General features: G+C 66.1%; 28 protein-coding genes. 16 read left to right on the top strand and 12 right to left on the bottom strand.

What is annotated here, in order from left to right:
- Window positions 1–2 precede the first annotated feature (2 nt).
- The 4 genes from HCA61_RS20520 to HCA61_RS20505 all read left to right on the top strand — a co-directional run bounded on the left by HCA61_RS20520 (window position 3) and on the right by HCA61_RS20505 (window position 3874).
- A complete protein-coding gene (locus HCA61_RS20520) occupies window positions 3–1568 on the top strand; it encodes a bifunctional uroporphyrinogen-III C-methyltransferase/uroporphyrinogen-III synthase (RefSeq protein ID WP_169690039.1) in 1566 nt (521 codons plus the stop codon).
- Window positions 1569–1646: 78 nt separating this feature from the next.
- On the top strand, window positions 1647–2624 hold the full coding sequence (gene hemB / locus HCA61_RS20515; RefSeq protein WP_169690038.1) for a porphobilinogen synthase: 978 nt from the start codon (window positions 1647–1649) through the stop codon (window positions 2622–2624).
- A complete protein-coding gene (locus HCA61_RS20510) occupies window positions 2621–3154 on the top strand; it encodes a hypothetical protein (RefSeq protein ID WP_247273086.1) in 534 nt (177 codons plus the stop codon). Before hemB ends, HCA61_RS20510 begins: the two co-directional genes overlap by 4 nt.
- Before the next feature lie 237 nt (window positions 3155–3391).
- Window positions 3392–3874, top strand: coding sequence for a hypothetical protein (locus HCA61_RS20505; protein ID WP_169690037.1), 483 nt, complete (start codon window positions 3392–3394; stop codon window positions 3872–3874).
- Window positions 3875–3888: 14 nt separating this feature from the next.
- Here HCA61_RS20505 and HCA61_RS20500 read toward each other — a convergent pair whose 3' ends face one another.
- Window positions 3889–5817 carry an acyl-CoA dehydrogenase gene (locus tag HCA61_RS20500; protein ID WP_169690036.1) on the bottom strand — a complete coding sequence of 643 codons (1929 nt, stop codon included), beginning with the start codon at window positions 5815–5817 and terminating at the stop codon, window positions 3889–3891.
- A 149-nt stretch (window positions 5818–5966) separates the two neighbouring features.
- Between HCA61_RS20500 and hemL the strand changes: the two genes are divergently transcribed.
- The 7 genes from hemL (at window position 5967) to HCA61_RS20465 (ending at window position 13221) form a co-directional block, all read left to right on the top strand.
- The gene (gene hemL / locus HCA61_RS20495; RefSeq protein ID WP_247273083.1) at window positions 5967–7292 is read left to right on the top strand and encodes a glutamate-1-semialdehyde 2,1-aminomutase; all 1326 of its coding nucleotides are present in this window, start codon (window positions 5967–5969) and stop codon (window positions 7290–7292) included.
- Window positions 7293–7357: 65 nt separating this feature from the next.
- A complete protein-coding gene (locus HCA61_RS20490; RefSeq protein ID WP_169690034.1) occupies window positions 7358–8008 on the top strand; it encodes a histidine phosphatase family protein in 651 nt (216 codons plus the stop codon).
- Window positions 8005–8610, top strand: coding sequence for a TlpA disulfide reductase family protein (locus tag HCA61_RS20485; RefSeq protein WP_169690033.1), 606 nt, complete (start codon window positions 8005–8007; stop codon window positions 8608–8610). Before HCA61_RS20490 ends, HCA61_RS20485 begins: the two co-directional genes overlap by 4 nt.
- Before the next feature lie 2 nt (window positions 8611–8612).
- Window positions 8613–9434: a cytochrome c biogenesis CcdA family protein gene (locus HCA61_RS20480; protein ID WP_169690032.1), complete on the top strand. Its 822-nt coding sequence runs from the start codon at window positions 8613–8615 to the stop codon at window positions 9432–9434.
- A 119-nt stretch (window positions 9435–9553) separates the two neighbouring features.
- A complete protein-coding gene (locus HCA61_RS20475) occupies window positions 9554–11230 on the top strand; it encodes a cytochrome c biogenesis protein ResB (RefSeq protein WP_169690031.1) in 1677 nt (558 codons plus the stop codon).
- Window positions 11227–12192 (top strand): c-type cytochrome biogenesis protein CcsB, encoded by a 966-nt coding sequence (gene ccsB, locus HCA61_RS20470; RefSeq protein ID WP_169690030.1) that lies wholly within the window; start codon window positions 11227–11229, stop codon window positions 12190–12192. The genes HCA61_RS20475 and ccsB overlap by 4 nt, the downstream gene beginning before the upstream one ends.
- Before the next feature lie 51 nt (window positions 12193–12243).
- Complete coding sequence (locus HCA61_RS20465; protein ID WP_169690029.1) at window positions 12244–13221, top strand: MinD/ParA family protein; 978 nt, start codon at window positions 12244–12246, stop codon at window positions 13219–13221.
- A gap of 14 nt (window positions 13222–13235) precedes the next feature.
- Here the strand turns inward: HCA61_RS20465 and HCA61_RS20460 are convergent, their stop codons facing one another.
- Window positions 13236–13445, bottom strand: coding sequence for a hypothetical protein (locus tag HCA61_RS20460; RefSeq protein ID WP_169690028.1), 210 nt, complete (start codon window positions 13443–13445; stop codon window positions 13236–13238).
- Between the two features lie 219 nt (window positions 13446–13664).
- A complete protein-coding gene (locus tag HCA61_RS20455; protein ID WP_072704338.1) occupies window positions 13665–13874 on the bottom strand; it encodes a BldC family transcriptional regulator in 210 nt (69 codons plus the stop codon).
- Window positions 13875–14131: 257 nt separating this feature from the next.
- Between HCA61_RS20455 and HCA61_RS26435 the strand changes: the two genes are divergently transcribed.
- From HCA61_RS26435 to HCA61_RS20430, 5 genes are all read left to right on the top strand, one after another.
- Entirely contained in the window at window positions 14132–14437 is a 306-nt protein-coding gene (locus HCA61_RS26435) for a DUF4229 domain-containing protein (RefSeq protein ID WP_247273420.1), read from the top strand.
- Window positions 14434–15546: a PLP-dependent cysteine synthase family protein gene (locus tag HCA61_RS20445; RefSeq protein ID WP_169690026.1), complete on the top strand. Its 1113-nt coding sequence runs from the start codon at window positions 14434–14436 to the stop codon at window positions 15544–15546. Before HCA61_RS26435 ends, HCA61_RS20445 begins: the two co-directional genes overlap by 4 nt.
- Window positions 15547–15627: 81 nt before the next feature.
- A complete protein-coding gene (locus tag HCA61_RS20440) occupies window positions 15628–15846 on the top strand; it encodes a helix-turn-helix domain-containing protein (RefSeq protein WP_169690025.1) in 219 nt (72 codons plus the stop codon).
- Window positions 15847–15850: 4 nt separating this feature from the next.
- Window positions 15851–16432: a Clp protease N-terminal domain-containing protein gene (locus HCA61_RS20435; protein ID WP_169690024.1), complete on the top strand. Its 582-nt coding sequence runs from the start codon at window positions 15851–15853 to the stop codon at window positions 16430–16432.
- Window positions 16433–16474: 42 nt separating this feature from the next.
- Window positions 16475–16864: a phage holin family protein gene (locus tag HCA61_RS20430; protein WP_169690023.1), complete on the top strand. Its 390-nt coding sequence runs from the start codon at window positions 16475–16477 to the stop codon at window positions 16862–16864.
- 122 nt (window positions 16865–16986) lie between these two features.
- Here the strand turns inward: HCA61_RS20430 and HCA61_RS20425 are convergent, their stop codons facing one another.
- From HCA61_RS20425 to HCA61_RS20385, 9 genes are all read right to left on the bottom strand, one after another.
- On the bottom strand, window positions 16987–17856 hold the full coding sequence (locus tag HCA61_RS20425; protein ID WP_169690022.1) for a 1,4-dihydroxy-2-naphthoate polyprenyltransferase: 870 nt from the start codon (window positions 17854–17856) through the stop codon (window positions 16987–16989).
- Window positions 17857–17912: 56 nt separating this feature from the next.
- Window positions 17913–19061, bottom strand: coding sequence for an o-succinylbenzoate--CoA ligase (menE, locus tag HCA61_RS20420; protein ID WP_169690021.1), 1149 nt, complete (start codon window positions 19059–19061; stop codon window positions 17913–17915).
- Window positions 19058–19354, bottom strand: a complete 297-nt coding sequence (locus HCA61_RS20415) for a DUF3349 domain-containing protein (protein WP_054718026.1) — start codon at window positions 19352–19354, stop codon at window positions 19058–19060. The genes menE and HCA61_RS20415 overlap by 4 nt, the downstream gene beginning before the upstream one ends.
- Before the next feature lie 12 nt (window positions 19355–19366).
- Window positions 19367–19762: a DUF3349 domain-containing protein gene (locus HCA61_RS20410; RefSeq protein ID WP_169690020.1), complete on the bottom strand. Its 396-nt coding sequence runs from the start codon at window positions 19760–19762 to the stop codon at window positions 19367–19369.
- Window positions 19763–19793: 31 nt separating this feature from the next.
- The gene (locus HCA61_RS20405; RefSeq protein WP_169690019.1) at window positions 19794–20066 is read right to left on the bottom strand and encodes a hypothetical protein; all 273 of its coding nucleotides are present in this window, start codon (window positions 20064–20066) and stop codon (window positions 19794–19796) included.
- Window positions 20063–21235 carry an inorganic phosphate transporter gene (locus HCA61_RS20400; protein ID WP_169690018.1) on the bottom strand — a complete coding sequence of 391 codons (1173 nt, stop codon included), beginning with the start codon at window positions 21233–21235 and terminating at the stop codon, window positions 20063–20065. Before HCA61_RS20400 ends, HCA61_RS20405 begins: the two co-directional genes overlap by 4 nt.
- Window positions 21236–21368: 133 nt before the next feature.
- On the bottom strand, window positions 21369–21749 hold the full coding sequence (locus tag HCA61_RS20395) for a VOC family protein (RefSeq protein ID WP_169690129.1): 381 nt from the start codon (window positions 21747–21749) through the stop codon (window positions 21369–21371).
- A gap of 38 nt (window positions 21750–21787) precedes the next feature.
- Complete coding sequence (locus HCA61_RS20390; RefSeq protein ID WP_169690017.1) at window positions 21788–22234, bottom strand: hypothetical protein; 447 nt, start codon at window positions 22232–22234, stop codon at window positions 21788–21790.
- Complete coding sequence (locus HCA61_RS20385) at window positions 22231–23427, bottom strand: DUF418 domain-containing protein (RefSeq protein WP_169690016.1); 1197 nt, start codon at window positions 23425–23427, stop codon at window positions 22231–22233. Before HCA61_RS20385 ends, HCA61_RS20390 begins: the two co-directional genes overlap by 4 nt.
- Between the last annotated feature and the right edge of the window lie 230 nt (window positions 23428–23657).

Genomic DNA, 23657 nt, shown 5'->3' with positions numbered 1-23657 from the left:
CGATGAGCCGAGTCCGTAAGAACACTCCCGGACGGATCCTGTTCGTGGGATCGGGTCCCGGCGACCCGGCGTTGCTCACCGTCCGAGCGCGCGACGCCCTCACGGGCGCCACGATCGCCTTCACCGACCCGGACGTCGACAGGGATGTCGTCGCTCTGGTCGGCACCGACCTCGGCACCGACCCGGAGACAGGCGAGCCGATCGCCGACGTGCGTCCCGCACTGGGGGAGCCCACCGAGGTCGCCAAGACGCTGGTCGCCGAAGCGAAGAACGGCCACGACGTGGTGCGTCTCGTCGCGGGCGATCCGTTGACCACCGACTCTGTGATCGCCGAGGTCAACGCTGTGGCACGCACACAGGTGGTGTTCGAGGTGCTTCCCGGACTGCCCGCCGGTTCCGCAGTTCCGAGCTACGCGGGTATGGCCCTCGGGTCGTCCCACACCGAGGCCGACGTCCGCGGCGAGGTCGACTGGGCGGCCTTGGCCGCTGCTCCCGGCCCGTTGGTGCTGCACGCGACGTCCGGACATCTCGCCGAGACCGCGAGCGCGCTCGTCGAACACGGAATTGCTCCGCAGACCCCCGCCGCCATCACGGTGCGCGGCACGACGCGTCAGCAGCGTACCGTCGAGGCCACGCTGGCGACCCTCAACGACGCAGGCTCCGAGTTCGTCGGACCGCTGATCGTGACGGTCGGCAAGGTCGTGTCGCAGCGCAACAAGATGTCGTGGTGGGAATCGCGCGCTCTGTACGGCTGGACCGTACTGGTTCCCCGGACGAAGGAGCAGGCCGGTGAGATGAGTGATCGGCTCGTCTCACACGGTGCCATTCCGATGGAGGTACCGACGATCTCCGTAGAGCCTCCCCGCAGCCCCGCCCAGATGGAACGGGCCGTCAAGGGCTTGGTCGACGGTCGCTACCAGTGGGTGGTGTTCACCTCGACGAACGCTGTACGCGCCGTGTGGGAGAAGTTCGAGGAGTTCGGACTCGATGCCCGCGCATTCTCCGGTGTGAAGATCGCGTGCGTCGGTCAGGCCACCGCAGAGAAGGTGCGTTCGTTCGGTATCACCCCGGAACTCGTCCCCACGGGCGAACAGTCGTCCGAGGGTCTGCTTGCCGAGTTCGCGCCGTACGATGACGTGTTCGATCCGGTCAACCGGGTGCTCTTGCCCCGTGCGGACATTGCCACAGAGACGCTTGCAGAGGGCCTGCGTGAGCGCGGCTGGGAGATCGACGACGTCACTGCGTACCGCACCGTCCGGGCTGCTCCGCCGCCGGCGGAGACCCGCGAGATGATCAAGACCGGCGGTTTCGATGCGGTGTGCTTCACCTCGTCGTCCACGGTCCGGAATCTCGTCGGTATTGCCGGGAAGCCGCACGCGCGCACCATCGTCGCGTGCATCGGCCCGAAGACCGCAGAGACCGCGATCGAATTCGGGCTGCGGGTGGACGTGCGACCCGAGACCGCGCAGGTCGGTCCATTGGTCGAGGCGCTCGCCGAGCACGCAGCACGACTGCGTGCCGAGGGCGCCCTGCCTCCGCCGAGGAAGAAGTCCCGCGCCCGCCGCTGACCCACTCGTGCGCGGTTCCGGTGGTGACCGCTACCGGAACCGCGCTCGACTCCCCGAACTGATGAGGGTCCTGACGCCATGTTCCCCGATATTCGTCCCCGCCGATTGCGTACAACCGCGGCGATGCGTCGCCTGGTCGGGGAGACCTCGCTCGAACCCAGGCACCTGGTGCTTCCGATGTTCGTCGCCGACGGCCGCAGTGAACCATGGGAGATCCCGTCGATGCCGGGCGTCTACCAGCACACCGACGATTCGCTGCTCACCGCCGCGACCGCTGCCGTCGAGGCCGGCGTCGGTGGCCTCATGTTGTTCGGCGTGCCACGACCCGAAGACAAGGATGCGCGCGGGTCGGGGGCAACGGATCCCGACGGGGTGCTCAACCGTTCCCTCGCTGCATTGCGGAGTGAACTCGGCGACTCCACGGTGATCATGGCCGATACGTGCCTCGACGAGTTCACCGACCACGGGCACTGCGGGGTACTCGCGGCGTCGGGTGTCGTCGACAATGACGCAACGCTTGAGCGGTACGCGGAAATGGCGGTGGCACAGGCGGAATCCGGCGCTCATGTGCTCGGGCCCAGCGGCATGATGGACGGCCAGGTGGCTTCGATCCGGGCGGCGCTGGACGCTGCCGGTCACGCCGACGTCTCCCAGCTCGCCTACACCGCGAAGTACTCGTCCGCGTTCTACGGGCCGTTCCGCGAAGCGGTCGGCTCGTCGCTCGAAGGTGATCGCCGTACCTACCAGCAGGATCCGGCGAATCGGCGCGAGGCGCTGTACGAACTCGACCTCGACCTGGCCGAGGGAGCCGACATGATAATGGTCAAACCTGCCATGTCGTACCTCGACGTCCTGCGCGAAGTGGCCGACCGGTCGCCGGTCCCCGTTGCCGCATACCAGATTTCAGGGGAGTACTCGATGATCACCGCGGCGGCGGCGAACGGCTGGATCGACCGTGACGCTGCGATCCACGAATCGCTGCTCGGGATTCGTCGCGCAGGGGCGGACATCGTGTTGACGTACTGGGCTGCCGAAGTTGCGGGCAGGTTATCGTGAGCTTTCCACTGCCCCCGACACCCGGGTCTTCCGCACACGCCGCCCGGCCGGCCCCGCAGGACGTCGTCACCGCCTACCAATTGTGGTGCGGAGTTCTGCTTCTCACCGTGGTCACCCTGCTGTTCGGGGCATTCGACCTCTGGAACGGGCGGACCGAACTCGTCGACATGATGGTCGAGATGACAGCCGACACCGGGACGGAGGAACTCTCCCGCTCCGACCTCGATGCCGCGATCCCGATGGTCGTCGTCCTCACCGTGGTCTTCGGGCTGGCCATCGTCGGCCTGCTCTATCTCGTGGTCCGGCAGATGTCCAAGGGCAAGAACTGGGCACGCATGGCGCTGACCCTGATCGGTGTGTTCATGACCCTCTCGACGCTACCGACGGTGTTCGGTGTGGGAGTCGGCGGTGGATCCGGACTCGCCCTCGGTGTCATCTCCATCGTCCAGGCCGTGCTCACGGTGGGTGCGATCGTGCTGATGCATCGGCGCGAGTCCAACGCGTATTTTCTCCGGTTACCGGAGAACTGACCTCACAGCGCCCGGATTTGCGCACCGCGCAGTACCGGATTTGCGCACCGCGCAGTGCGGAGTACGGTGGGCTCACCATCGTCGGCCCACGTGGCCGCACTCCGTCGAGCGTAAGGACGTCATGCAGGTGGAACCCCGGCCCTACGGTCGTCGTCGCGAACTCGTGCTGATCGGTCTGATCGCCGTACTCGGTGTTGTGACAACGCTACTGGTCGTGATTCCCGGGGCGCTCACCGCTTGACCGGCCAGGCCGAACCTCGTGGCGTATCCGAGTCGCTGTTCTACGAGCCGGGCGCGAGATGGCGCACGGTCGCGTTCGGTCCTGTGTTCTGCACGGTGGCGTTGATCGTCGAACTCGCGACAGGTCCCGTCGTGCACTGGGTGGCGCTGCCGGTGCTCGCGATCGTGCTCGCCGGATTCGCCTACCTCATGGTCACCGCGGCGCGGCGTCACGTCAGTGTCGAACTCACTCGCACTGGGTTGCGGCAGGGTACCGAGGAACTCGAGGTCGGCGAGATCGAGGCGGTGCTGCCTCCCGCGATGGATTCGTGGGACGAACCGCAGCGTTGGGAGAGCGCCCGTGTACTCGGAGAACTCGCCAACGTTCCCCGCGGGCGGACCGCCATCGGCTTGCGGCTGCGGGGCGGGACGTTCGTACGAGCATGGGCCAAGGACGCCGACCGGCTCCGCGTGCGTCTCGGTGAGCTGGTCGGCGCCTGAGGCCCTCTCGATATTCAGGAGTGGGTTGCTCCCTCACGTTCGAGCATGGCGGACCCGAGCAGATACTCGGGTACGCCGAGGCCCTCGACGAGCGTCATCACGTGCGGCCGCAATGTGCGGCACCTCTCGTTGATCCCACGCAGCACCGCTTTGGAGCGCTCGACCGACAGGTGCCGGTGTTCCATGAACCACGCCTTGTCCTCGTCGATGACCGTCAGCGCGAACAGATCGCACAGATCGGAGAGGAGGTCGCATGCGGTTTCGTCCTTGCAGTCGTCGATGGCCGCGACGAAGGCCTCCAGGACGACCCGGTCGATGTGGGCCCGCGCGGCGTGCAGCACGTGGTCCTGCACGAAGTTGAATGCGTCGAACGGGTTGTCCTCGCGCTTGGTGGCGGCCTGCAGTCGCCGCGCTGCGGTGGAGAGCAGATACTGCTCGCGGTCCTCGAACATCGTCAGCTGGGTACCCCGATTGAAAAGACTGCCGTCCTCCTCGTTGTCCTGACGTGTGTCGAGGATCGTCTGGATGATCTGCTGCGCCGCGGTGCGCTTCTTCACGACATCCGAGATCGTGTCGGCAGCGAACCTCATCCACTCCACTGGACTCATCCCGCGGACCTCGTCGGCGTACGCCGTGAGCAATTCCTTCGCGACGAGCTGCGTGAGCACGTGGTTGTCGCCCTCGAATGTGGTGAACACGTCGACGTCGGCGCGCAGTGCGGTGAGCCGGTTCTCGGCCATGTAGCCTGCGCCGCCGCACGCCTCGCGTGCTTCCTGGATGGCGCGGGCCGCGTGCCAGGTGTTGGCCACCTTGAGGCCGGCGGCGCGGCCTTCGAGTTCGCGCTGTTCTTGGGGGTCCACGTCGGTCGGCGGCATCGACTGTATGCGGTGCATCGCCGAGATCAGCTCGTTCTGAGCGAAGCCCAGTGCGTACGACTTCGCGATGTGCGGCAGCAGTCGCCGCTGGTGGACCAGGTAGTCCATCAGGAGCACCTCGTCGTCTTGGCCCGGAGCATCGAACTGACGCCGTAGCAGCGCGTACCGCGTCGCGATCGACAGCGCGACCCGGGCCGCGGAGCCCGCCGACCCGCCAACGGTGACCCGCCCGCGGACGAGCGTGCCGACCATCGTGAAGAAGCGGCGGCTCGCGCTCTCGATCTCGGAGGTGTACGTGCCGTCCGCCTCGACGTCCGCGTACCGGTTGAGCAGGTTCTCGCGCGGTATCCGCACGTTGTCGAACACGATCCGGCCGTTGTCGACCCCCGGAAGTCCGCCCTTGTATCCGCAATCGGAGGTGGTCACACCGGGAAGATCGTTACCTTCGTCGTCGCGGAGAGGAACGACGAAACAATGCACCCCGTACGACTCGCCGTTCGTCACGAGCTGGGCGAACACTGCAGCGATCTTCGCGTGTTGCGCGGCACCGCCGATGTAGTCCTTGCGGGCCGACGGGGTAGGGGAGTGGATCACGAACTCATCGGTGGCAGGATCGAAGGTGGCGGTGGTTTCGAGGGCCTGTACGTCGCTGCCGTGGCCCGTCTCCGTCATGGCGAAGCAGCCGAGCAGATCCAGGTCGATCAGCGGGGTGATGTATTTGTCGTGGTGACGCTTCGTGCCGAGATTCTCGATCGCCCCGCCGAACAGGCCCCACTGCACGCCGGCTTTCACCATCAGGGACAGATCGGACATCGCGAGCATCTCGATCGACGCGACGGCGCCTCCGGCATCTCCGGTACCACCCGATTCGACGGAGAATCCCGACGCGGCGTACCCGTGCTCGGCGAGCAACCGCATCTGTTTCAGAGTGATGCCGCGGGCCTGTTCGAGGTCGGGGGTGTAGTGCGGCGCGAATGCCGGGTCGGCCATGTTCGTCCGGGCGCGCTCACGTGCGCTGTGCCATGCGCCGTCGAGGGCCCTGCTCAGATGTTCACCTGTAGTCGCCATGGTTCCGACCCTATGGCCGCAACACCGTCCCATGGGGGCTTCACGGCGCTCCGACACGCATGAAGACTGTAGTGAGATCCGAATCACAGCGCCTATCGCACACCGATCGGCTTTTTGGCAAATCGGGGGAAACTGGGACACTGGACGTCGTGACTGCGACTCCCGCTGCTTCCTCCGTCCACGACGCCGATTCGACGGCACTGTTCACCCGGGCGTCGAAGGTGACTCCCGGCGGGGTCAATTCCCCGGTCCGCGCATTCGGTTCGGTCGGCGGCACACCGCGGTTCATTGCCTCGGGATCCGGATACACACTCACCGATGTCGACGGCAATTCCTACGTCGACCTGGTGTGTTCCTGGGGACCGTTGATCCTCGGGCACGCGCACCCCGCTGTCGTCGAGGCCGTACGCACCACCGCAGCATCGGGTCTGTCCTTCGGTGCCCCTACTGCCGGTGAGGTCGAACTCGCCGAGGAAATCGTCGCCCGGATCGCGCCGGTCGAGCAGGTCCGGCTGGTCAACTCCGGCACCGAAGCCACCATGAGCGCGGTGCGTCTCGCGCGCGGATTCACCGGCCGCACGAAGATCATCAAGTTCTCGGGTTGTTATCACGGTCACGTCGACGCCTTGCTTGCAGATGCGGGCTCCGGGCTCGCGACATTCGGCCTGCCCACGTCGCCGGGTGTGACCGGGGCGCAGGCCGAGGACACCCTCGTCGTCCCGTACAACGACCTCGAAGCCGTGCGCGCGGCATTCGACGCGCATCCCGGGGCGATCGCCGCGGTGATCACCGAAGCCGCCGCCGGAAACATGGGGACCGTCCCGCCCGCACCCGGGTTCAACGAGGGGTTGCGCGCGTTGACCCGCGACCACGGCGCCTTGCTGATCATGGACGAGGTCATGACGGGGTTCCGCGCGAGCGCAACGGGCTGGCACGGCATCGACGGTGTCGCAGGCGACCTCATGACCTTCGGCAAGGTGATGAGCGGCGGCCTGCCCGCTGCCGCGTTCGGCGGTCGGGCCGACGTCATGGCGCACCTGGCGCCGGCGGGCGCGGTCTACCAAGCGGGAACGTTGTCCGGTAACCCGGTCGCGGTGGCCGCAGGCCTCGCGAGCCTGCGCGCGGCCGACGCGGACGTGTACGCCGCCCTCGAGCGCAACGCCGCAACCCTCGGCCGCCTTCTCGGCGACGCGCTGACCGCCGAGGGTGTTCCGAACCGGATCCAGAACGCCGGGACGATGCTCAGCGTGTTCTTCACCGCGGACCCCGTCACCAACTACGACGAGGCAAAGGCCGCGCAGACCTGGCGATTCCCCGCGTTCTTCCATGCCCTGCTCGAGCACGGCGTCTACGCACCTCCGAGCGCGTTCGAGACCTGGTTCGTCTCCTCGGTTCTGGACGACGACGCGTTCTCCCGGATCGCCGATGCACTTCCACACGCGGCGAAGGCAGCTGCAGCCGCCACCGCCTCCTGACCGCGAGCGCCCTGACCGCGAGCGCCCCGACACCCACCCGCTTCAACGACCTGAGGAACACGCACGTGACCGAAGCTGCCCCGTCCGAGACCCGCACCATCGTGCACGTGCTGCGGCACGGTGAGGTGCACAATCCGTCCGGCATCCTCTACGGCCGCCTTCCCGGCTTCCGGTTGTCGGTTACCGGCGAGGCGCAGGCTCGGGCCGTGGCGGCTTCCCTCGCGGACCACGACATCGCGCACGTGGTCGCCTCCCCGCTCGAGCGTGCCCAGCAGACCGCGTCGCCGATCGCGCAGAAGCACGGTCTCGAGATCCGCACCGATGAGAACCTCATCGAGGCGGGCAACGATTTCGAGGGTCTCAAGGTCGCTGTCGGCGACGGAGCCCTCAGCCGCCCGCGGCACTGGTGGAAGCTGCGCGACCCGTTCACACCGTCCTGGGGTGAGCCGTACCTGCAGATCGCGCATCGCATGCTGGCCGCGGTCAATACTGCGCGCGCCGCTGCGGCAGGTCGCGAGGCCGTGTGTGTGAGCCATCAACTGCCGGTGTGGACGCTGCGCCGGTTCCTCGAAGGCGAACGCCTATGGCACGACCCGCGCCACCGGCAGTGCAGCCTCGCCTCTCTCACATCTCTGGTGTACGAGGGCGAGACTCTGGTGGACCTGGTCTATTCGGAGCCGGCCGGCGCCTCCGACCCGAACGTCCACGGCGCATGAGAAGGGCACTTCACGCGATCGGCGGGTTGTTGTGCGGCGCACTGCTCCTGTCCTCCTGCGCGACGGGCACCGACGCGGTCGCGACCGGCGGTACATTCGACTTCGTCTCGCCCGGCGGCGAGACCCGCATCTTCTACGATCCGCCCGCGGACCGCGGCACCCTCGGCACGCTGACGGGGGAGGATCTCATGAACGAGGGGCAGACGATCTCCCTCGACGACTTCGCCGGCGAGGTCGTGGTCCTCAATGTGTGGGGCCAGTGGTGCGCGCCGTGTCGCAGCGAAGCGGACGATCTCGAGCAGGTCTACGAGGCGACCAAGGACCTCGGAGTTGCCTTCCTCGGCATCAACGTGCGCGACAACCAGCGGGACAAGGCACAGGACTTCGTGACCGATCAGCAGATCGGCTACCCGTCGATCTACGACCCGGCGATGCGTTCGTTGCTCGCACTCGGCCGCAACTATCCGACCTCCGTGGTGCCGACCACGGTCGTTCTCGACCGTGACCACCGAGTCGCGGCGGTCTATCTGACCGAACTTCTCGCGAGCGACCTGCAACCGGTCGTCGAGCGCATCGCCGCAGAACCCACCGAGGACCAGTAGTGATGACAGTTCTCGCGTCCGGGATAGGCGATGCCTTCCAGAATGCCGCGGCGTCCGGACCGCTTCTCCTGGCTGTCGGCGCCTGTCTCCTGGCAGGGCTGGTGTCGTTCGCTTCGCCGTGCGTGGTCCCGCTCGTGCCCGGCTACCTGTCGTATCTTGCGGGCGTGGTCGGCGCCGAGGCACCCGCGGTCACCCCAGCGCAGGCCGGCTCACGCACCACCACGGTTCGCGACGACGGGCGATTGCGGGTGGCGGGAGCAGCAGGACTGTTCGTCGCGGGATTCACCGTCGTGTTCGTCCTGGCAACAGCATCGGTGTTCGGCGCGATTTCCCTGCTCTCGGTCAACCGTGAGCTGTTGATGCGGATCGGTGGTGTCGTCACCATCGTCATGGGCATGGTGTTCATCGGCCTGATCCCCGCATTGCAGCGGGACACCCGTACCGCGCCGAAGCAGATTTCGAGTCTTGCGGGTGCGCCACTGCTCGGCGCGGTCTTCGCGCTCGGATGGACCCCGTGTCTGGGACCCACCCTCGCGGGGGTGATCTCGCTCGCCGCAGGCACCGAAGGCGCGACGGCTGCCCGCGGGGTCACGCTCATCGTGGCGTACTGCATCGGACTCGGGCTGCCCTTCGTCGTCCTTGCGTTCGGCTCGGCCCGGGCGCTGCGCGGAGTCGGATGGCTGAGAAGTCATGCCCGGACCATCCAATTGTTCGGCGGCATCATGCTGATTGCCGTCGGCATCGCCCTCGTCACCGGCGCGTGGGACCTGTTCGTGTCCTGGGTGCGGGACTCCTTCATTTCGGACGTGACCTTGCCTGTGTGACGCCGCCCCACATGTCCTTCTCGGCCCGATCCGGTCGCTCCACGTAGCCCCCACCCTTTGGAAGGAGGTCGGCGCTTGTACTCCCTGGTGAACGAGGGGGGATCCGCGTCGAACATCAGATGACGGCCACCGACACGCAGACCTCGGCGCCTCGGCCGGGCGCCCCGAAACAGAGCCCGATGGGGCGCGCCGTGGCGTTCGTCCGCAACACGTGGCGCGGACTGACATCGATGCGCACGGCGTTGGTCCTGTTGTTCCTCCTGGCGCTCGCCGCCATTCCCGGTGCCCTGCTGCCCCAGCGCAACCTCAATGTCGGAAAGGTCGACGAGTACATCGCCGCCCGCCCGACGCTCGGGCCCTTCATGGACCGGCTCGAACTGTTCGATGTGTTCGGCAGCTTCTGGTTCACCGCGATCTACGCCCTGCTGTTCATCTCGCTCATCGGCTGCATCCTGCCGCGCTGCGCCGAGTACTACCGCGCTCTGCGTGCCCGACCGGTCAATGCACCGCGCAACCTCTCGCGTCTGCCGCATCACGTCGAGACCACGTTCGAGGACGAGCCCGGTGCGGTACTCGACCGGATCAGCGGCGAACTACGCGGGTGGCGCGTCGAGCGGCGCGAGGGAACCGCGAAAGGCCGGGACGGCGAGCTGACACTCTCGGCGGAGAAGGGATATCTGCGAGAAGCGGGGAACCTCGTCTTCCACATCTCGCTGGTCGCGCTGCTCGCCACGGTTGCCCTCGGCAAGCTCTTCGGTTACGAGGGCCAGCGCATCCTGGTCGCGAACGGCGAGGAGTTCTGCACCACGTCGCCCGCCTCGTTCGACTCGTTCATCGCCGGTATCGAACTCGACGGCACCGGACTGACACCGATCTGCGTGCGGGTGCACGACTTCGTTGCGGATTATCTCGACAACGGTCAGGCCGAGATGTTCACCTCCAACATCGAGTACCAGTACGGGGACGATGTCGCGGCGAACGTCTGGAGCGACGCGCAACTGAAGGTCAACCATCCGCTCAGAGTGGGGGGCGACCGCGTCTATCTCCAAGGCCACGGCTACGCGCCGACCTTCACGGTGACCTGGCCGAACGGTGAGACACGCACCGAAACGCTGCAGTGGGCACCTGAGGACGCCACGACGTTTCTGAGCAGCGGTGCGATGCGATTCGATCCGCCCGGCGGGATGTTCCCGGACGCCGACGAACGACGCAAGAATCAGATCGCGCTCGAAGGGCTCTTCGCGCCGACCGCTGCGTTCCACGGGACGCTGCTGTCGTCCGCGTTCCCGGCGATGATGGACCCCGCCGTTGCCATCGACATCTACAAGGGCGATTCCGGTCTCGACACCGGCAGCCCGCAGTCGCTCTTCTCGCTCAATACCGAGTTGATCAATCAAGGTCGACTGGTCAAGCAGGAGCGCGTCAACCTGAAGCCGGGAGAGAGCGTCACACTGGCCGACGGCACCGAGGTGAAGTTCGACGGGGCCGTCGACTTCGTCAACCTGCAGGTCTCCCACGACCCATTCCAATCATGGGTGCTGGTGTCGGCAGTCGCGATGATGGCGGGTCTGCTGCTGTCCCTCCTGGTCAAACGGCGAAGGGTGTGGGTGCGCGTCTATCGGGCGGGTACAGTTGCTGACGGTGAACGACGAACTGTAGTAGAGCTCGGTGGCCTCGCTCGCACCGACCAGGCCGGGTGGGGCGACGAATTCGATCGGCTGGTCTCCCGACTTCTCGGTGAGAACGCAGCAGGCGGTCGTGTGCCCGACGGCGAGGCACAGGAGGAGAAAGCATGACGTTGAACGACACCCTCGCGAAGTACAGCGACTGGAGCTTCGAAGCGGCATTCGCCGTAGTAGTGCTGGCCATGCTGCTGCTCGTGGTCGAGTACTCGACCTATCGCTCGAATGTGGTCGCCCGACGTGAGCTCGTCGCTGCCGGTGGCGTCGGATCCGACGAGGCGACCCCGGGACGCGTGGAGAATGCCACGGGAAGGACCCTGTCGGAGCGATTCGGCAATATGGGCCGCGCCCTCGTCGTGGTGGCCGCGGCGTTGATGATTGCATCGATCGTGCTGCGCGGCCTGGCGACCGAACGTTTCCCGCTGGGGAACATGTACGAGTTCGTTGCGATGGCCTGCACTGCGGCGGTCGTGTTCAGTCTGGTGATGCTGCGTAAGCCTGCCTATCGCATCCTGTGGGTGTACGTGCTGGCCCCTATCGCGGTGTTGATGTTCGTGGCGGCCACAGTGCTCTACGCCGACGCTGCACCGGTGGTGCCGGCCCTGCGTTCGTTCTGGCTGCCGATCCACGTGACGATCATCAGCGTGGGCAGCGGAATCTTCCTTCTCGCCGGCGCTGCGAGCGTCCTGTTCCTGGTGCGGATCCGCCAGCCCAAGGGCTCCGAGAAGGGCATCCTCGGGGCTGTTGCAGCGCGACTGCCCGACGCTCAGGTGCTCGACCGTCTAGCCTACCGGACCACGATCGTCGGCTTCCCTCTTTTCGGCATCGGCATCATTCTCGGCGCCATCTGGGCAGAGGCCGCATGGGGCCGGTTCTGGGGATGGGACCCGAAGGAAACCGTCTCGTTCATCACGTGGGTGATCTACGCCGCCTATCTCCACGCCCGCGCGACCTCGGGCTGGCGCAATACGCGTGCGGCGTGGATCAACGTCGTGGGTTTCGTGGCCATGCTGTTCAACTTGTTCATCATCAATATGGTCGTGTCCGGCCTGCACTCGTACGCCGGCCTGAACTGATCCTGCTATCGTCCTCGGCGGCGTGAGGAACTGCGATCGGGGGGAACGCGGATGTCGGAAGGATCCGGACGGCTACCAGGGGCAAGTCTGTCGGGCGCAGGCCCCGGGAACCTGTCGGCTCAGGATCTCGACTCGTCGCTTCTCGTCCGCAGGGCCACCCCTGCGCCCGAACGAGGATGGCGTCGTGCGCTCTTCCACGCGACCGGGGGACGGATAGATGTGGGCGACAGCGCACGTGATCAGCGGCGCAGGGAGCTCGTCGAGCAGGTCTCACAACCACTGCGCGGGTGCTATCGGATCGCGCTGCTCAGTCTCAAAGGTGGTGTGGGCAAGACGACCACGACGGCGACCCTGGGTTCGACGTTCGCGTCGCTCAGAGGCGACCGCGTGGTCGCTGTGGATGCGAATCCCGATCGCGGCACGCTGAGCCAGAAGGTGCCGACGGAAACGTCCGCCACGGTGCGGACGCTCTTGCGCGACGAGGAGCGCATCGAGCGGTACAGCGATGCGCGTGCCTACACCTCGCAGAATGCGCACCGGCTCGAAGTGCTTGCCTCCGACAGCGATCCCGCTGTCTCCGAAGCGTTCAGTGCGCAGGACTACGAACGGACCCTCGCGCTGCTCGAGCGTTACTACAGCATCGTGCTGACCGATTGCGGCACGGGACTGATGCACTCCGCGATGCGCGCAATCCTGGAGAACACGGATGCGCTGGTGGTGATCAGTTCGGGTTCGGTGGACGGCGCAAGGAGTGCGTCGGCCACGCTCGACTGGCTCGACGCGCACGGCTACCGCGACCTTGTGACCGGGTCGGTGGCGGTGGTCAACGCTGTTCGCCCGAAGTCGGGCAAGGTCGACCTCGATCGGCTCGTGGGGCACTTCGAACAGCGGTGCCGAGCGGTGCATCTATTGCCGTTCGATCCTCACCTGGAGGAAGGCGCCGAAGTCGACCTGGAGCGACTGCAGGCTCCAACCAGACGTGCGCTGCTGCAACTCGCCGCCGAGGTGGCGGCGGGTTTCGCACGGTAGGCAGGCACCTCGGGTCAGTCGGTGTTGTCCTGGCCCGGACCGTCGGTCCGGCCGGATTCGTCGGTGTGCCGACGGCGCACCTCGCGATCGACCTTCCAGAGGAACTCGGGGTCGTCGTCGGGGCCGAGACCACGCGTCGGGGTCTTGTTCAGGTCGGGGCCGAATGCTTTCCACAGCAGGAAGACGAGCGTCACCGCACCGATGAGTGCCAACAGATAGAGCACGATGCACCTCCTGGCCGCGTTCGGCGCCGCTTCGACTCCGACGTCGTACTGTCCGATTTCCCCCAGTCTATGCGGCCTGTCCGAGTGTGACATCGACGCGGGTGCATCGAAGTTCTCTCGCGATCGCCCGGAGTTCGGTGGGGCAGGGTGCAGTGGGGCAGGTGCGGTGGGGTAGGCAGGGGCCCGCCCGGCTTCGTTTCCGAGGCCGGGCGGGTCGCCTCAGCGGGTGGCTTCGGTGGTGAGGGAGCGGAGCAGCGTGAGGACCTCGGACTCGCGGAATCGACGGTGTCCGCCCGGTGTGCGCAGTGAACCGAGGCGGCCTGCATGTGCCCAGCGGGTCACGGTCTTCGGATCGACGTGGAAGAGGGCGGCGACCTGGCCGGGGGTGAGCAGGGATTCTTTGGCGCCGTTGAAGGTGGGTGCGCTCATTGTGAATGTCCTCCCGGTTGTTTTGTCTTGATCGGGTTGTTCGATCGGGTTGTCCCACGCCATGTTGACACCGGAACCCCTGGTTGCTCGAACGGTCAGTGGTTGGTAAAGCGGAAGTAATGGACAAAACGGACGGATGTCCAGCTATCGGCGTGCCTTCCGGAAGCCGCGGAATCGGCATCGACGGCTACCCTGGTGGAGTGACCGACGAACACCGCTCCGATCCAGCGAATACCCCGTCCGACTCCGGCCGAAACATCCCGAATCCGAGCAATTCGGGCACCGGCACGCTGGTGCGTGATGTTGCGTTGTATTCACTGGCGAGGCTTGCGCTCGTCGTCGTCCTTGCGGTTGTCATCCTGTACGTCCCGCAGGCATTCGGTGTGGAGATCCCGCTGCTCGTCGCGGCACTGTTCGCGGTTCTCATCGCATTGCCGCTCTCTCTCGTCCTGTTCGCTCCGCTGCGCCGACGGGTCAACGAGGGTATTGCCTCGGTCGACGAACGGCGTCGCACCACTCGCGCTGACCTCGAAAGTCGCCTCCGCGGCGAGAACGAGAGGTGACCGACGCAGGTCCGGGCGTGGTCGATCGCAGCGCGTCCCGCGATTGGGTCGACAATGCCGTCCGGTTGATCGAGGCCGACGCGCAGCGCAGTGCCGACACGCACCTGCTGAGGTATCCGCTGCCTGCGGCGTGGGGCATCGACCTTTATCTGAAGGACGAATCGACGCACGTTACCGGCAGTCTCAAGCATCGACTTGCCCGGTCTCTGTTCCTGTACGGCCTGTGCAACGGATGGATCGGCGAGAACACTCCGGTCATCGAGGCATCGTCCGGTTCGACTGCCGTGAGCGAGGCGTACTTCGCGCAACTCCTCGGCCTCGATTTCGTTGCCGTGGTACCGCGGCGAACCTCGCCCGCGAAGGTCGCGTTGATCGAGGCGCAGGGTGGGCGGTGTCATTACGTCGACCGTCCTCCTGAGATCTACACCGAGGCGCAGCGGCTGGCCGACGAACTCGGCGGTTGCTACCTCGATCAGTTCACGAACGCCGAGCGGGTCACCGACTGGCGGGGAAACAACAACATCGCCGAATCGATCTTCGAGCAGATGCGCCTCGAGCGGCACCCGGTGCCCGACTGGATCGTCGTGGGCGCCGGTACCGGCGGAACCAGTGCAACGATCGGCCGCTACATCCGATACCGCCGGCACCGCACGAGGCTCGCGGTGGTGGATCCGGAGAACTCGGCGTTCTTCGGCGCGTACGAGACCGGTTCCGTCGACTACGCCACGGGGATGCCATCGCGGATCGAGGGAATAGGCCGCCCGCGCGTCGAGCCCTCGTTCGTGCCGCAGGTGGTGGACCGGATGGTCCGGGTGCCCGACGCTGCGTCCATCGCAGCCATGCGTCACGGCAGTACTGCCCTCGGTAGGCGAGTCGGCGGATCTACCGGAACCAACCTCTGGGGTGCCTTCGGCCTCATCGGCGAGATGTTGGCCAGCGGTCGGGAAGGCAGTGTGGTGACCCTGCTGTGCGACGGCGGTGAGCGCTACACCGGTACGTACTACTCCGACGAGTGGCTCTCGGCGGAAGGGCTCGAGGCGTCGAAGTGGGGTGCGGTACTGGAGGAGTTCGCCGCGACCGGTCGCTGGGAGTCGCGCGAGAACGGCTGACCGCTCACCCCTTCGATCTTCTGATGAACAGCGCCGTCAATTTCTGTTGACATTGTCATGATGTCAACTTAAATTGACGTCATGAACGACGAAGCAACCACGCTTGCCGCATCTGCTGCGAGTCCCGACCCTGCCGAAGGGTTGCGCGCTGTCGTTGCCTTGAGGCGCCTACTCGAACGACTCGAATCCATTCAGGTCGAGAGTGCGCGTCGGCAGGGCTGGTCTTGGCAGGCGATCGCAGATGCGCTCGACGTGAGCCGACAGGCCGTCCATCAGAAGTACAACCGGAAGCGCAGGTAGATCCATGTTCGAACGATTCTCCGGCAGTGCTCGCGCCGCCGTCGTAGCTGCCCAGGCCGAAGCCCTACGCCTGAACGCCGACCGGATCACGCCCGGGCACGTCTTGCTCGGTGTACTCGTCACCGCCGAGGAGCATCTGCGTGCGTCGCTCGCGGATGTCGGTCTGACGGTCGACGGGGTCCGCGCGCATCTGGTCGCGATGAACCAGGGTCAGCCGCTGGGGCCGGACGACGCCGCGGCCCTAGAGGCGATCGGCATCGACCTCGATGCTGTACGGGCTCGACTCGAGGACACCTTCGGTGAGGGCGTGCTCGACAGGCCGGCGGAGAATACGGGCAAGGGGCGGGGCGGCCGATTCTCGGATCTGTTCGGTGGGCACATCCCGTTCGACCGTAATGCCAAGAAAACTCTCGAACTGTCGCTGCGCGAGGCGATCGCACATCACGACCGCTTGATCGGATCCGAACACATCATGCTGGGAGTGATCCGGAGCGATGACTCGGAGACCACTTCGCTGATCGAGGCCTACGTGACTCGCGACCGCCTCCGGCAGGTGCTGATCGAGCAACTCGATTCTGCCGCTTGAGCCACGCCCGCCTCTCGGGGGCTCGTATGTCACAGTGTCTGCATGATTTCACTGATCCTGCGGTTGATCATCAACGCGGTCGGGCTGTGGCTCGCGGCCAGGCTCGTCACCGGTGTCGACATCGTCGGCGTCGACGGGGGAGAGTTCACGGTCGATACGGCGATCAAACTGCTGATCCTCGCCGCGATCTTCACCGTGGTCAATGCCCTGGTGAAGCCGCTCGTGAAGCTGCTGTCACTGCCGTTGGTCATCCTGAGTCTGGGGCTGTTCCTGCTCGTCATCAATGCCCTGATGCTGTGGCTGACCTCGTGGGTGGCCGAATTCTTCGACGGCGGACTCACGATCTCGGGATTCTGGGCGGCCTTCTGGGGCGGTCTGATCATCGCCATCGTCAACTTCGTCCTGGGGCTGATCGTTCCCGACCGGGACTGAGAATCTCAGGCGAAGGCGAGCGCGATACCCGTCGTCCCGAGCGTTCAGCCGAAGGCGAGCGCGATACCCGTCGTCCCGAGCGCTCAGCCGAAGGCGAGCGCGATACCCGTCGTCCCGAGCGCTCAGCCGAAGGCGAGCGCGATACCCGTCGTCACAGCCCACACCAGCATCGCGAGGGCGGTGTCGCGCAATGCGGGCAGGAGATCGAGGCCGAGTCCTCCTGAGCGCACCGGCGCGTGTGCGCGCACCGCGAGCGGGGCGGCGAGCAGCCCGACCAACGCCCACGGTGTCGCCGCCACCAGCGCGAGCGACATGACGAACGGCGTCGTGAGCAACCCCAGGTGCAGTGTGCGGGTACGTGGGTCACCCAACCGGACGGCCAGCGTGCGCTTCCCGCTCTCGGTGTCGGTCGGGATGTCACGCAAGTTGTTCGTCACCATCACCGCGCTGGAGAAGCAGCCCATCGCCACTGCACCCGCCAGTCCGGTGAGGGTGAGTTGCTCGGCCTGCACGAAGAGTGTGCCGAGCACTGCGACCAGGCCGAAGAACACGAACACTGCCACTTCGCCGAGGCCGCTGTAGCCGTAGGGGTTACGGCCGCCGGTGTAGTACCACGCGCCCACGATGCATACGAGGCCCACCAGGATCAGCCACCACGCGCTTGTCAGGGCAAGCGCGAGACCGGCAACCGCGGCGACTCCGAAACATGCGAAGGCGGCGCGTTTGACTGCACCGGGGGACGCAGCACCCGAACCGACCAGACGCATCGGTCCGACGCGCTCGTCGTCGGTACCGCGGATCCCGTCGGAGTAGTCGTTGGCGAGGTTCACCCCGATGTTCAGTGCGAGCGACACGACAAGGGCGAGCAGCGCTTTCCACCATACGGCCTCATCGAGTGCCGCCGCGGCGCCTGTACCCACGATGACGGGAGAGATCGCGTTCGGAAGGGTACGGGGGCGGGCTCCTTCGAGCCATTGACCAGCGGTTGCCATTCGTCGATCTTCGCACTTGGGCGCGCGCACGTCGGGGGTGGGACCCGGCCTGTCGCTCAAGAGAACTTGGTGACCAGGGCGCGACGATCGATCTTTCCCGGCCCACGCAGCGGCAACACGTCGACGAGATGCAACTCGCGGGGAGCGGCGGTCGTGTCCAGGGTTGCGCACGTCCACTCCCGTAGTTCCCCGAGTGTGGGGGTGCTGCCGTGCTCGGGGACGACCACCGCTGCCACCCTGTGCCCGAGTCGGTCGTCGGGCAGCCCGATCACCGCAACCTCCCGCACTGAGGGGTGCTCGATGAGAACGGCTTCGACGACTTGCGGCACCACGGTGAGCCCACCGGACGAGATGGCCTCGTCGAGCCGGCCGAGAATGCGGAGGGCCCCGTCGTCGAACAGTCCGGCGTCGTCGGTGCGGAACCACCCCGATCGGGCGAACGCGCCGTGGTCAGGCAGGCCGCGGTACCCGGACGCGAGCACCGTGCCGCCGAGCCACACTCGGCTCTCTGCGTCGACACGGACATCGACGCCGGTGAGCGGTACACCGTCGTACACGCAACCGCCGCACGTCTCACTCATCCCGTAGGTGCGCACCACATTCATGCCGGCCGCACGGGCGCGACGCAGAACGGGTTCGGGGGTGGCTGCACCGCCGAGCAGGATCGCGTCGAGTTCCGCGAGTGCTGCGGCCGCGTCCGGATGGTCGAGGGCCTTGATGAGCTGGGTCGGCACCATCGATGTGTAGCGTCGCGGCCCGCGCATCGCCGCGACCGCGGCAGGTAGCGCGGTGGGGTCGAAACCGTGCGACACATCCATGATCACCGGCTCGGTGCCCGACAGAATGCTTCGCAGGAGCACCTGCATCCCGGCGATGTGATGCCCAGGGAGCGCGAGCAGCCACGAGCCGGTGCCGCCGATTCGTTCGTGTGTGGCGTTTCCGCTGGCGCGCAGGGCTGCCGCAGTGAGCTGAGCGCCCTTGGGAGTTCCGGTGGTACCCGAGGTCGCGACAACGAGACCTACCGTGTCGTCGATCGGTTCACCGGGATGCAGCGCATCGGTGAGGCGCCGGATCTCCCGGTGGTCGCCGGCGGGAACAGGCAGCAGGGGAGGGCCTTGGCCGTCGAGCATGTGCTGCAGCGCCGGCACGACGTCGTGGGCCCTGCCTCCGGCCGGAACTTCGAGGACGGTGAGCTCGGCCCTCACAAGTCATGTCCGGTCAGTGGCCAGCCTCCGGCTTCGAGGTGCACCCGGACCCGATCGATGTCGTGCCCGAGCGGCATCTCGTTGGTGATCTTGGTGATGAGTACGGCTATGTCGGTTTTGCTGATCGGCAGATCGCCTTCGTCGACGAGAGCATCGGCGACCTGATCGACCTCGTCGTCGGACAGTCGCCGCTTGAGGAGGGCGAACAGCGGCACGTAGTCCTGTTCGGGTACACCCTCCGGATAACCGGCGCGCAGCCACTCGATGATCGAAGCGAGGAACGGGGGAAGCATCGCGGACGCTCCTCAGTACGATCCGGTGGGCCGGTCGTCACCGGTGGCGCGGTCACCGTTTCGAGCGCCGTCGGTAACGGACTGTTCGATGTCGTCGTCCTGTTCGTCGGTCCCGACGACGGGCCATCCTCCCGCGACCAGCTGTTCGGTGACCCGTGCGATGTCGTCGTCGGTCGGCTGCTCGTTCAGCACCCCCGCGATGATCTTCCGGAGCGTGTCGTAGTCCACCTTCCGCTGCGGGTGCTCGTGTGCCGTTGCGACCGACAGCTCGAGGATCTCGGCGATGTCTTCGTCCGTCAGCCTGCGTCGGAGGACGGACAGCAGGGCGAAGTGGTCCTTGGGAGGGATTCCTTCGGGATAACCGGCCCGTAGCCAGTCCAACACCGAGCGAAGAGAATACCGAGGCAAGATTATCGTTGATCCTTCTCTTCGGTGACGATCAGAACAGTTGGATACCGAAGCTGCTGGACAGGAAGTCAGCAGTCAACAGGAGTATCCCCGCAATGATCGCGACGACGACAATCATGAAGCAGATGACCGCTCCGATGCGGCCCAATGCTCGCCGGCCGGCGTCGACCGTTCCGGTGCCGTCGTCCCCGAGTGCTGCCGATCGCATTCCGAGTGCGAAGACGGCGGGCAGGCCGGCCCCCAGCACGAGGCCGACCAACACGACCTGCCACAGGGAATCGAGTGTGGAGACCAGCAGATTCACAGGCGTCCCTCCTGGGCGACGGGATCGAGTTCGGTGCCGCCGTCACTTTCCCATGACGCGTTGACGTTGGACGCATCGATCGGCTGCAAGCGGGACCGCAGATACATCAGGCCGGCGAGCGCACACAGGATCGCGAATACCACGAGGACACCGGGAAGGCCGCCGATCAGGTGGGCGATCAGCCAGCATACGGCACCGACCACACCCGCGCACGGCAATGTGATCAGCCATGCCACGGCCATTCGGCCCGCGATGCCCCAGCGAACCTCAGCACCTTTCGTGCCGAGGCCTGTGCCGAGGATCGAGCCGGTGGCCACGTGAGTTGTCGACAACGGGAGCCCGAAATGGCTCGACGTGAGGATGATCGCAGCCGACGAGGACTCCGCCGCCATGCCCTGCGGAGGCGTGATCTCGACCAGGCCCTTGCCGAGGGTGCGAATGATCCGCCAACCCCCGAGATAGGTGCCGAGCGCAATCGCGACAGCGCATGTGAACTTGACCCAGAACGGCATCTCGGTTTCGGGGGTGATCGTCCCGTATGCCACAAGCGCCAGGAAGATCACGCCCATCGTCTTCTGCGCGTCGTTGGTGCCGTGCGCGAGTGAGACGAGCGAGGCGGTGCCGATCTGGCCGATCTTGAAGCCCTTACCGCGGGACTCTTCGGGAATGTCGTGGGTGAGGCGATGAACCGACCAGGTGCCCACCGTTGCGACCAGTGCAGCGACGACGGGTGCGAGCAGGGCCGGGATGATCACCTTGCCCAGAACACCGTCCCACACCACGCCGCTCATACCGAGAGCGGCGATGGCGGCGCCGATCAGACCGCCGAACAAAGCGTGGGAGGAACTCGACGGGAGGCCGAACAGCCAGGTCGCAAGGTTCCAGAGAATGCCGCCGACGAGTCCGGCGAACACGATGAGCAACAGTGCCGGGCCGCCGGTGTTGTCGAGATTGACCACACCTTTGGCGACAGTCGCGGCGACCTCGACCGACAGGAATGCCCCGACGAGGTTGAGCACGGCCGACAGGCCGACAGCTACTTTCGGCCTCAGCGCCCCGGTAGCGATGGAGGTGGCCATCGCGTTGCCCGTGTCGTGGAAGCCGTTCGTGAAATCGAATGCGAGGGCAGTGACGACCACTACCAGTAGGACAACGAACTCTGCGGTCACGTCTTCCGATTGTGGGGTAAATAGGCGGTGAATGTACAGCTAATGGGAGGTTTCCCACGGGTGTTCCGAGGGCGATTCGCACTCGAGCGGGAGGTCGGCGGTTCCCACCGTGTGCAAGGTCACGCCGATGGGGTCAGCGGAGATCCCTGCGAATCGGGTGATCCGGCGGAATCTGCACCAGAACCACACGGATTCCGTCCGGATCCTCGATCCACATCTCGTGCAGCCCCCACGGCTCCTGTTGCGCGGCTCGGGTGATCACAACGCCCGCGAGCGTGAGTTCCGTTTGTGCGGCGTACACGTCCCGGACCTGAAGCCACAGCGCTCCGTGGAAGCGTTGAGTGCCGTCGCGTTCGCCGTGCGCGGCGATCTCGATCAAGCCCTGGCCCGCGAAGAATACGGTGCCGCCCGGATACTCGCGGGCAATGGCGAGGCCGAGGGTCCCGCCGTAGAACTCCAGGGTGGCGTCGTAGTCGTGTGGACGCAGGATCGTCCGGCTGCTCAGTATCTCCATGTCTGCATCTTCCATGTCTGCACCATTGCCCGCCGCGCCTAACCTTCGGGCACTGGACGTGCCTCGTGCCCCCGCAAGCCGTGGGTACGACGCGCCTCTTTCGACTCTGCCTCGAACAGATGCCTGCGTCCTGCGACCAATGTGTCGCGTACCTCCGCCTCGAGGGTGCGTAGTTCGGTCCAATAGCCGTCGTCGAACTCCTCGACGAGCTGGAACGTCCACCGCCCTTCGGCAACATTACGGCCCACGAGTTGGCGTTCGATCCGGTTGGCAAGCTCGGGGTTGCCCGCGGCGCGAAGCATCTCTGCGGCCTGCTCGACCTGAAAATCGGCGTGGCCCATCAACTGATGGAAGCCGTACAGGTGTCCGCGTGCCCGCTCGACGGTTTCGAGTGCCTCGGACAGTTTCCCGACGGCCGCGACCGTCGCATCGGTGACGCCCTCCGGCCGAGTATGCGAGGGATCGGGACGCTCGCGATCGGTCATGTTTCGAGTGTGCCCGACCCGACGCTCTGCAGATCCGTCTTCGCCCGGTCGGAACTGCCGCGGGTGAGCAGTTCGAACGATGCTTTCCACAGCCACTCCACCGGACCCTGCCGGAAGTGACGTAGCCACAGCCGGGACGCGACGACGAGGATCGCACACACGGCGATGTATACGGCGACGGTGAACTGCGTTCGGTACGTGGGGTCGATCTTGGCGGCGAGGCCGAGCCCCCATCCGTAGCAGATCGCAGATGCGATGATGTTCTGCAGGATGTAGCAGCTCAGCGCAGTGCGACCGATGCCTTGCATCCACCCGCCGACGGTGCCGACCTGCTCGCGAGTCGAGTACCACTGCGCGATCAGCGCCAGAAGTCCCGCCGCCACGAACGGCGCGATCGCGTACCGCGCCGCGAACGTACCCGCGGGGCCACCGAACAGGCCCACTGCGATATCGACGGGTGCCGCGACAGCGCCGATCAACAACAGCCGACGGCGCAGTCGAACACCTCGCTCGTCGAAGATGCCTGCGTCGAACAGCGCGGCGCCGACGAGGAACATCGCGATCGTTAATGGCACCAGGAAGATCACTTCGGAGCGGAAGGCGAGGAAGTTTTCGGCGCGGAACACCACCAGGTCCCACCAGTTGCCCGTCGCGAATACATCCGTCGGCTCGCTCGAGGAGTCCCCCGAAGCGGGGGTCGCGGCGAGCGCGATCACGAGGGCGGTCACGAACAGCATGTGCACGATGGCGGCGGTGCCGACAATCCACATACGTGTGCGGCGCGAGGACACGACCACGCCGCACAGGAGCATGGATACCGCCGCATAGCCCATCAGAACATCGAACTCTGCGACCAGGAAGTAGTGCACGAGCCCGTCGATGAACAGCAGGAACGCACGTGTCCGGTAGTTCCCCGGCCACGCGCGTCCCCCACGGCGGGCCGACGCCGCTTGGATCGCGAGCCCTATCCCGAACATCAAGGTGAGAAGGCCGAGAAATTTGCCCTGTGCGAGCTGCATCAGGATGCGCTGCGGCCACGGATCCGATCCTGCGGTCTCGATATAGCCGACGATCCCGGCAGGGTCGGTGAAGATCCAGATATTGGTCCCCAGCGTGCCCAGGATCGCGACCCCCCGGGCGACATCGAGCGCGGCGATCCGGGTGCGGGGCATGGTGGAGCCGACGGTGGTCATGCCCTCGACTCTGCTGCACCGCCGGCAGTCAGGGCGTCGGGAGAAGGGACGACCGTCGGGTCATCACATCGGAGGATCCGGGGAGCGTCAACGCGATGGCCGTGATGAGTATCACGCCGAAATGTGGTCGACGTCTGATATCGGGATGTTTGAAGCCGCATACTCCTGGACATAACTACCGCCGAGGTGCCCCGACGCACCGACGCCCCGGCCTCGGGACGGGACATGAT

Origin of the sequence: Rhodococcus sp. HNM0563 (assembly GCF_012726195.1) — a bacterium.
GTDB lineage: Bacteria > Actinomycetota > Actinomycetes > Mycobacteriales > Mycobacteriaceae > Rhodococcus.
The sequence above is the reverse complement of the archived record's forward strand: the minus strand, read 5'-3'. Positions and strand labels throughout refer to the sequence as shown.

What these genes read in the sequence shown, in the direction of transcription:
- HCA61_RS20415 (WP_054718026.1), bottom strand. Translation starts at nt 19,354, where the DNA reads ATGCTTCCCCCGTTCCTCGCTTCGATCATCGAGTGGCTGCGCGCCGGT.
- HCA61_RS20480 (WP_169690032.1), top strand. Translation starts at nt 8,613, where the DNA reads ATGACAGTTCTCGCGTCCGGGATAGGCGATGCCTTCCAGAATGCCGCG.
- HCA61_RS20500 (WP_169690036.1), bottom strand. Translation starts at nt 5,817, where the DNA reads ATGGCGACTACAGGTGAACATCTGAGCAGGGCCCTCGACGGCGCATGG.
- HCA61_RS20485 (WP_169690033.1), top strand. Translation starts at nt 8,005, where the DNA reads ATGAGAAGGGCACTTCACGCGATCGGCGGGTTGTTGTGCGGCGCACTG.
- HCA61_RS20390 (WP_169690017.1), bottom strand. Translation starts at nt 22,234, where the DNA reads ATGACCGATCGCGAGCGTCCCGATCCCTCGCATACTCGGCCGGAGGGC.
- HCA61_RS20440 (WP_169690025.1), top strand. Translation starts at nt 15,628, where the DNA reads ATGAACGACGAAGCAACCACGCTTGCCGCATCTGCTGCGAGTCCCGAC.
- ccsB (WP_169690030.1), top strand. Translation starts at nt 11,227, where the DNA reads ATGACGTTGAACGACACCCTCGCGAAGTACAGCGACTGGAGCTTCGAA.
- HCA61_RS20475 (WP_169690031.1), top strand. Translation starts at nt 9,554, where the DNA reads ATGACGGCCACCGACACGCAGACCTCGGCGCCTCGGCCGGGCGCCCCG.
- HCA61_RS20430 (WP_169690023.1), top strand. Translation starts at nt 16,475, where the DNA reads ATGATTTCACTGATCCTGCGGTTGATCATCAACGCGGTCGGGCTGTGG.
- HCA61_RS20435 (WP_169690024.1), top strand. Translation starts at nt 15,851, where the DNA reads ATGTTCGAACGATTCTCCGGCAGTGCTCGCGCCGCCGTCGTAGCTGCC.
- HCA61_RS20455 (WP_072704338.1), bottom strand. Translation starts at nt 13,874, where the DNA reads ATGAGCGCACCCACCTTCAACGGCGCCAAAGAATCCCTGCTCACCCCC.
- hemB (WP_169690038.1), top strand. Translation starts at nt 1,647, where the DNA reads ATGTTCCCCGATATTCGTCCCCGCCGATTGCGTACAACCGCGGCGATG.
- HCA61_RS20425 (WP_169690022.1), bottom strand. Translation starts at nt 17,856, where the DNA reads ATGGCAACCGCTGGTCAATGGCTCGAAGGAGCCCGCCCCCGTACCCTT.
- HCA61_RS20465 (WP_169690029.1), top strand. Translation starts at nt 12,244, where the DNA reads ATGTCGGAAGGATCCGGACGGCTACCAGGGGCAAGTCTGTCGGGCGCA.
- HCA61_RS20520 (WP_169690039.1), top strand. Translation starts at nt 3, where the DNA reads ATGAGCCGAGTCCGTAAGAACACTCCCGGACGGATCCTGTTCGTGGGA.
- HCA61_RS20385 (WP_169690016.1), bottom strand. Translation starts at nt 23,427, where the DNA reads ATGACCACCGTCGGCTCCACCATGCCCCGCACCCGGATCGCCGCGCTC.
- HCA61_RS20395 (WP_169690129.1), bottom strand. Translation starts at nt 21,749, where the DNA reads ATGGAGATACTGAGCAGCCGGACGATCCTGCGTCCACACGACTACGAC.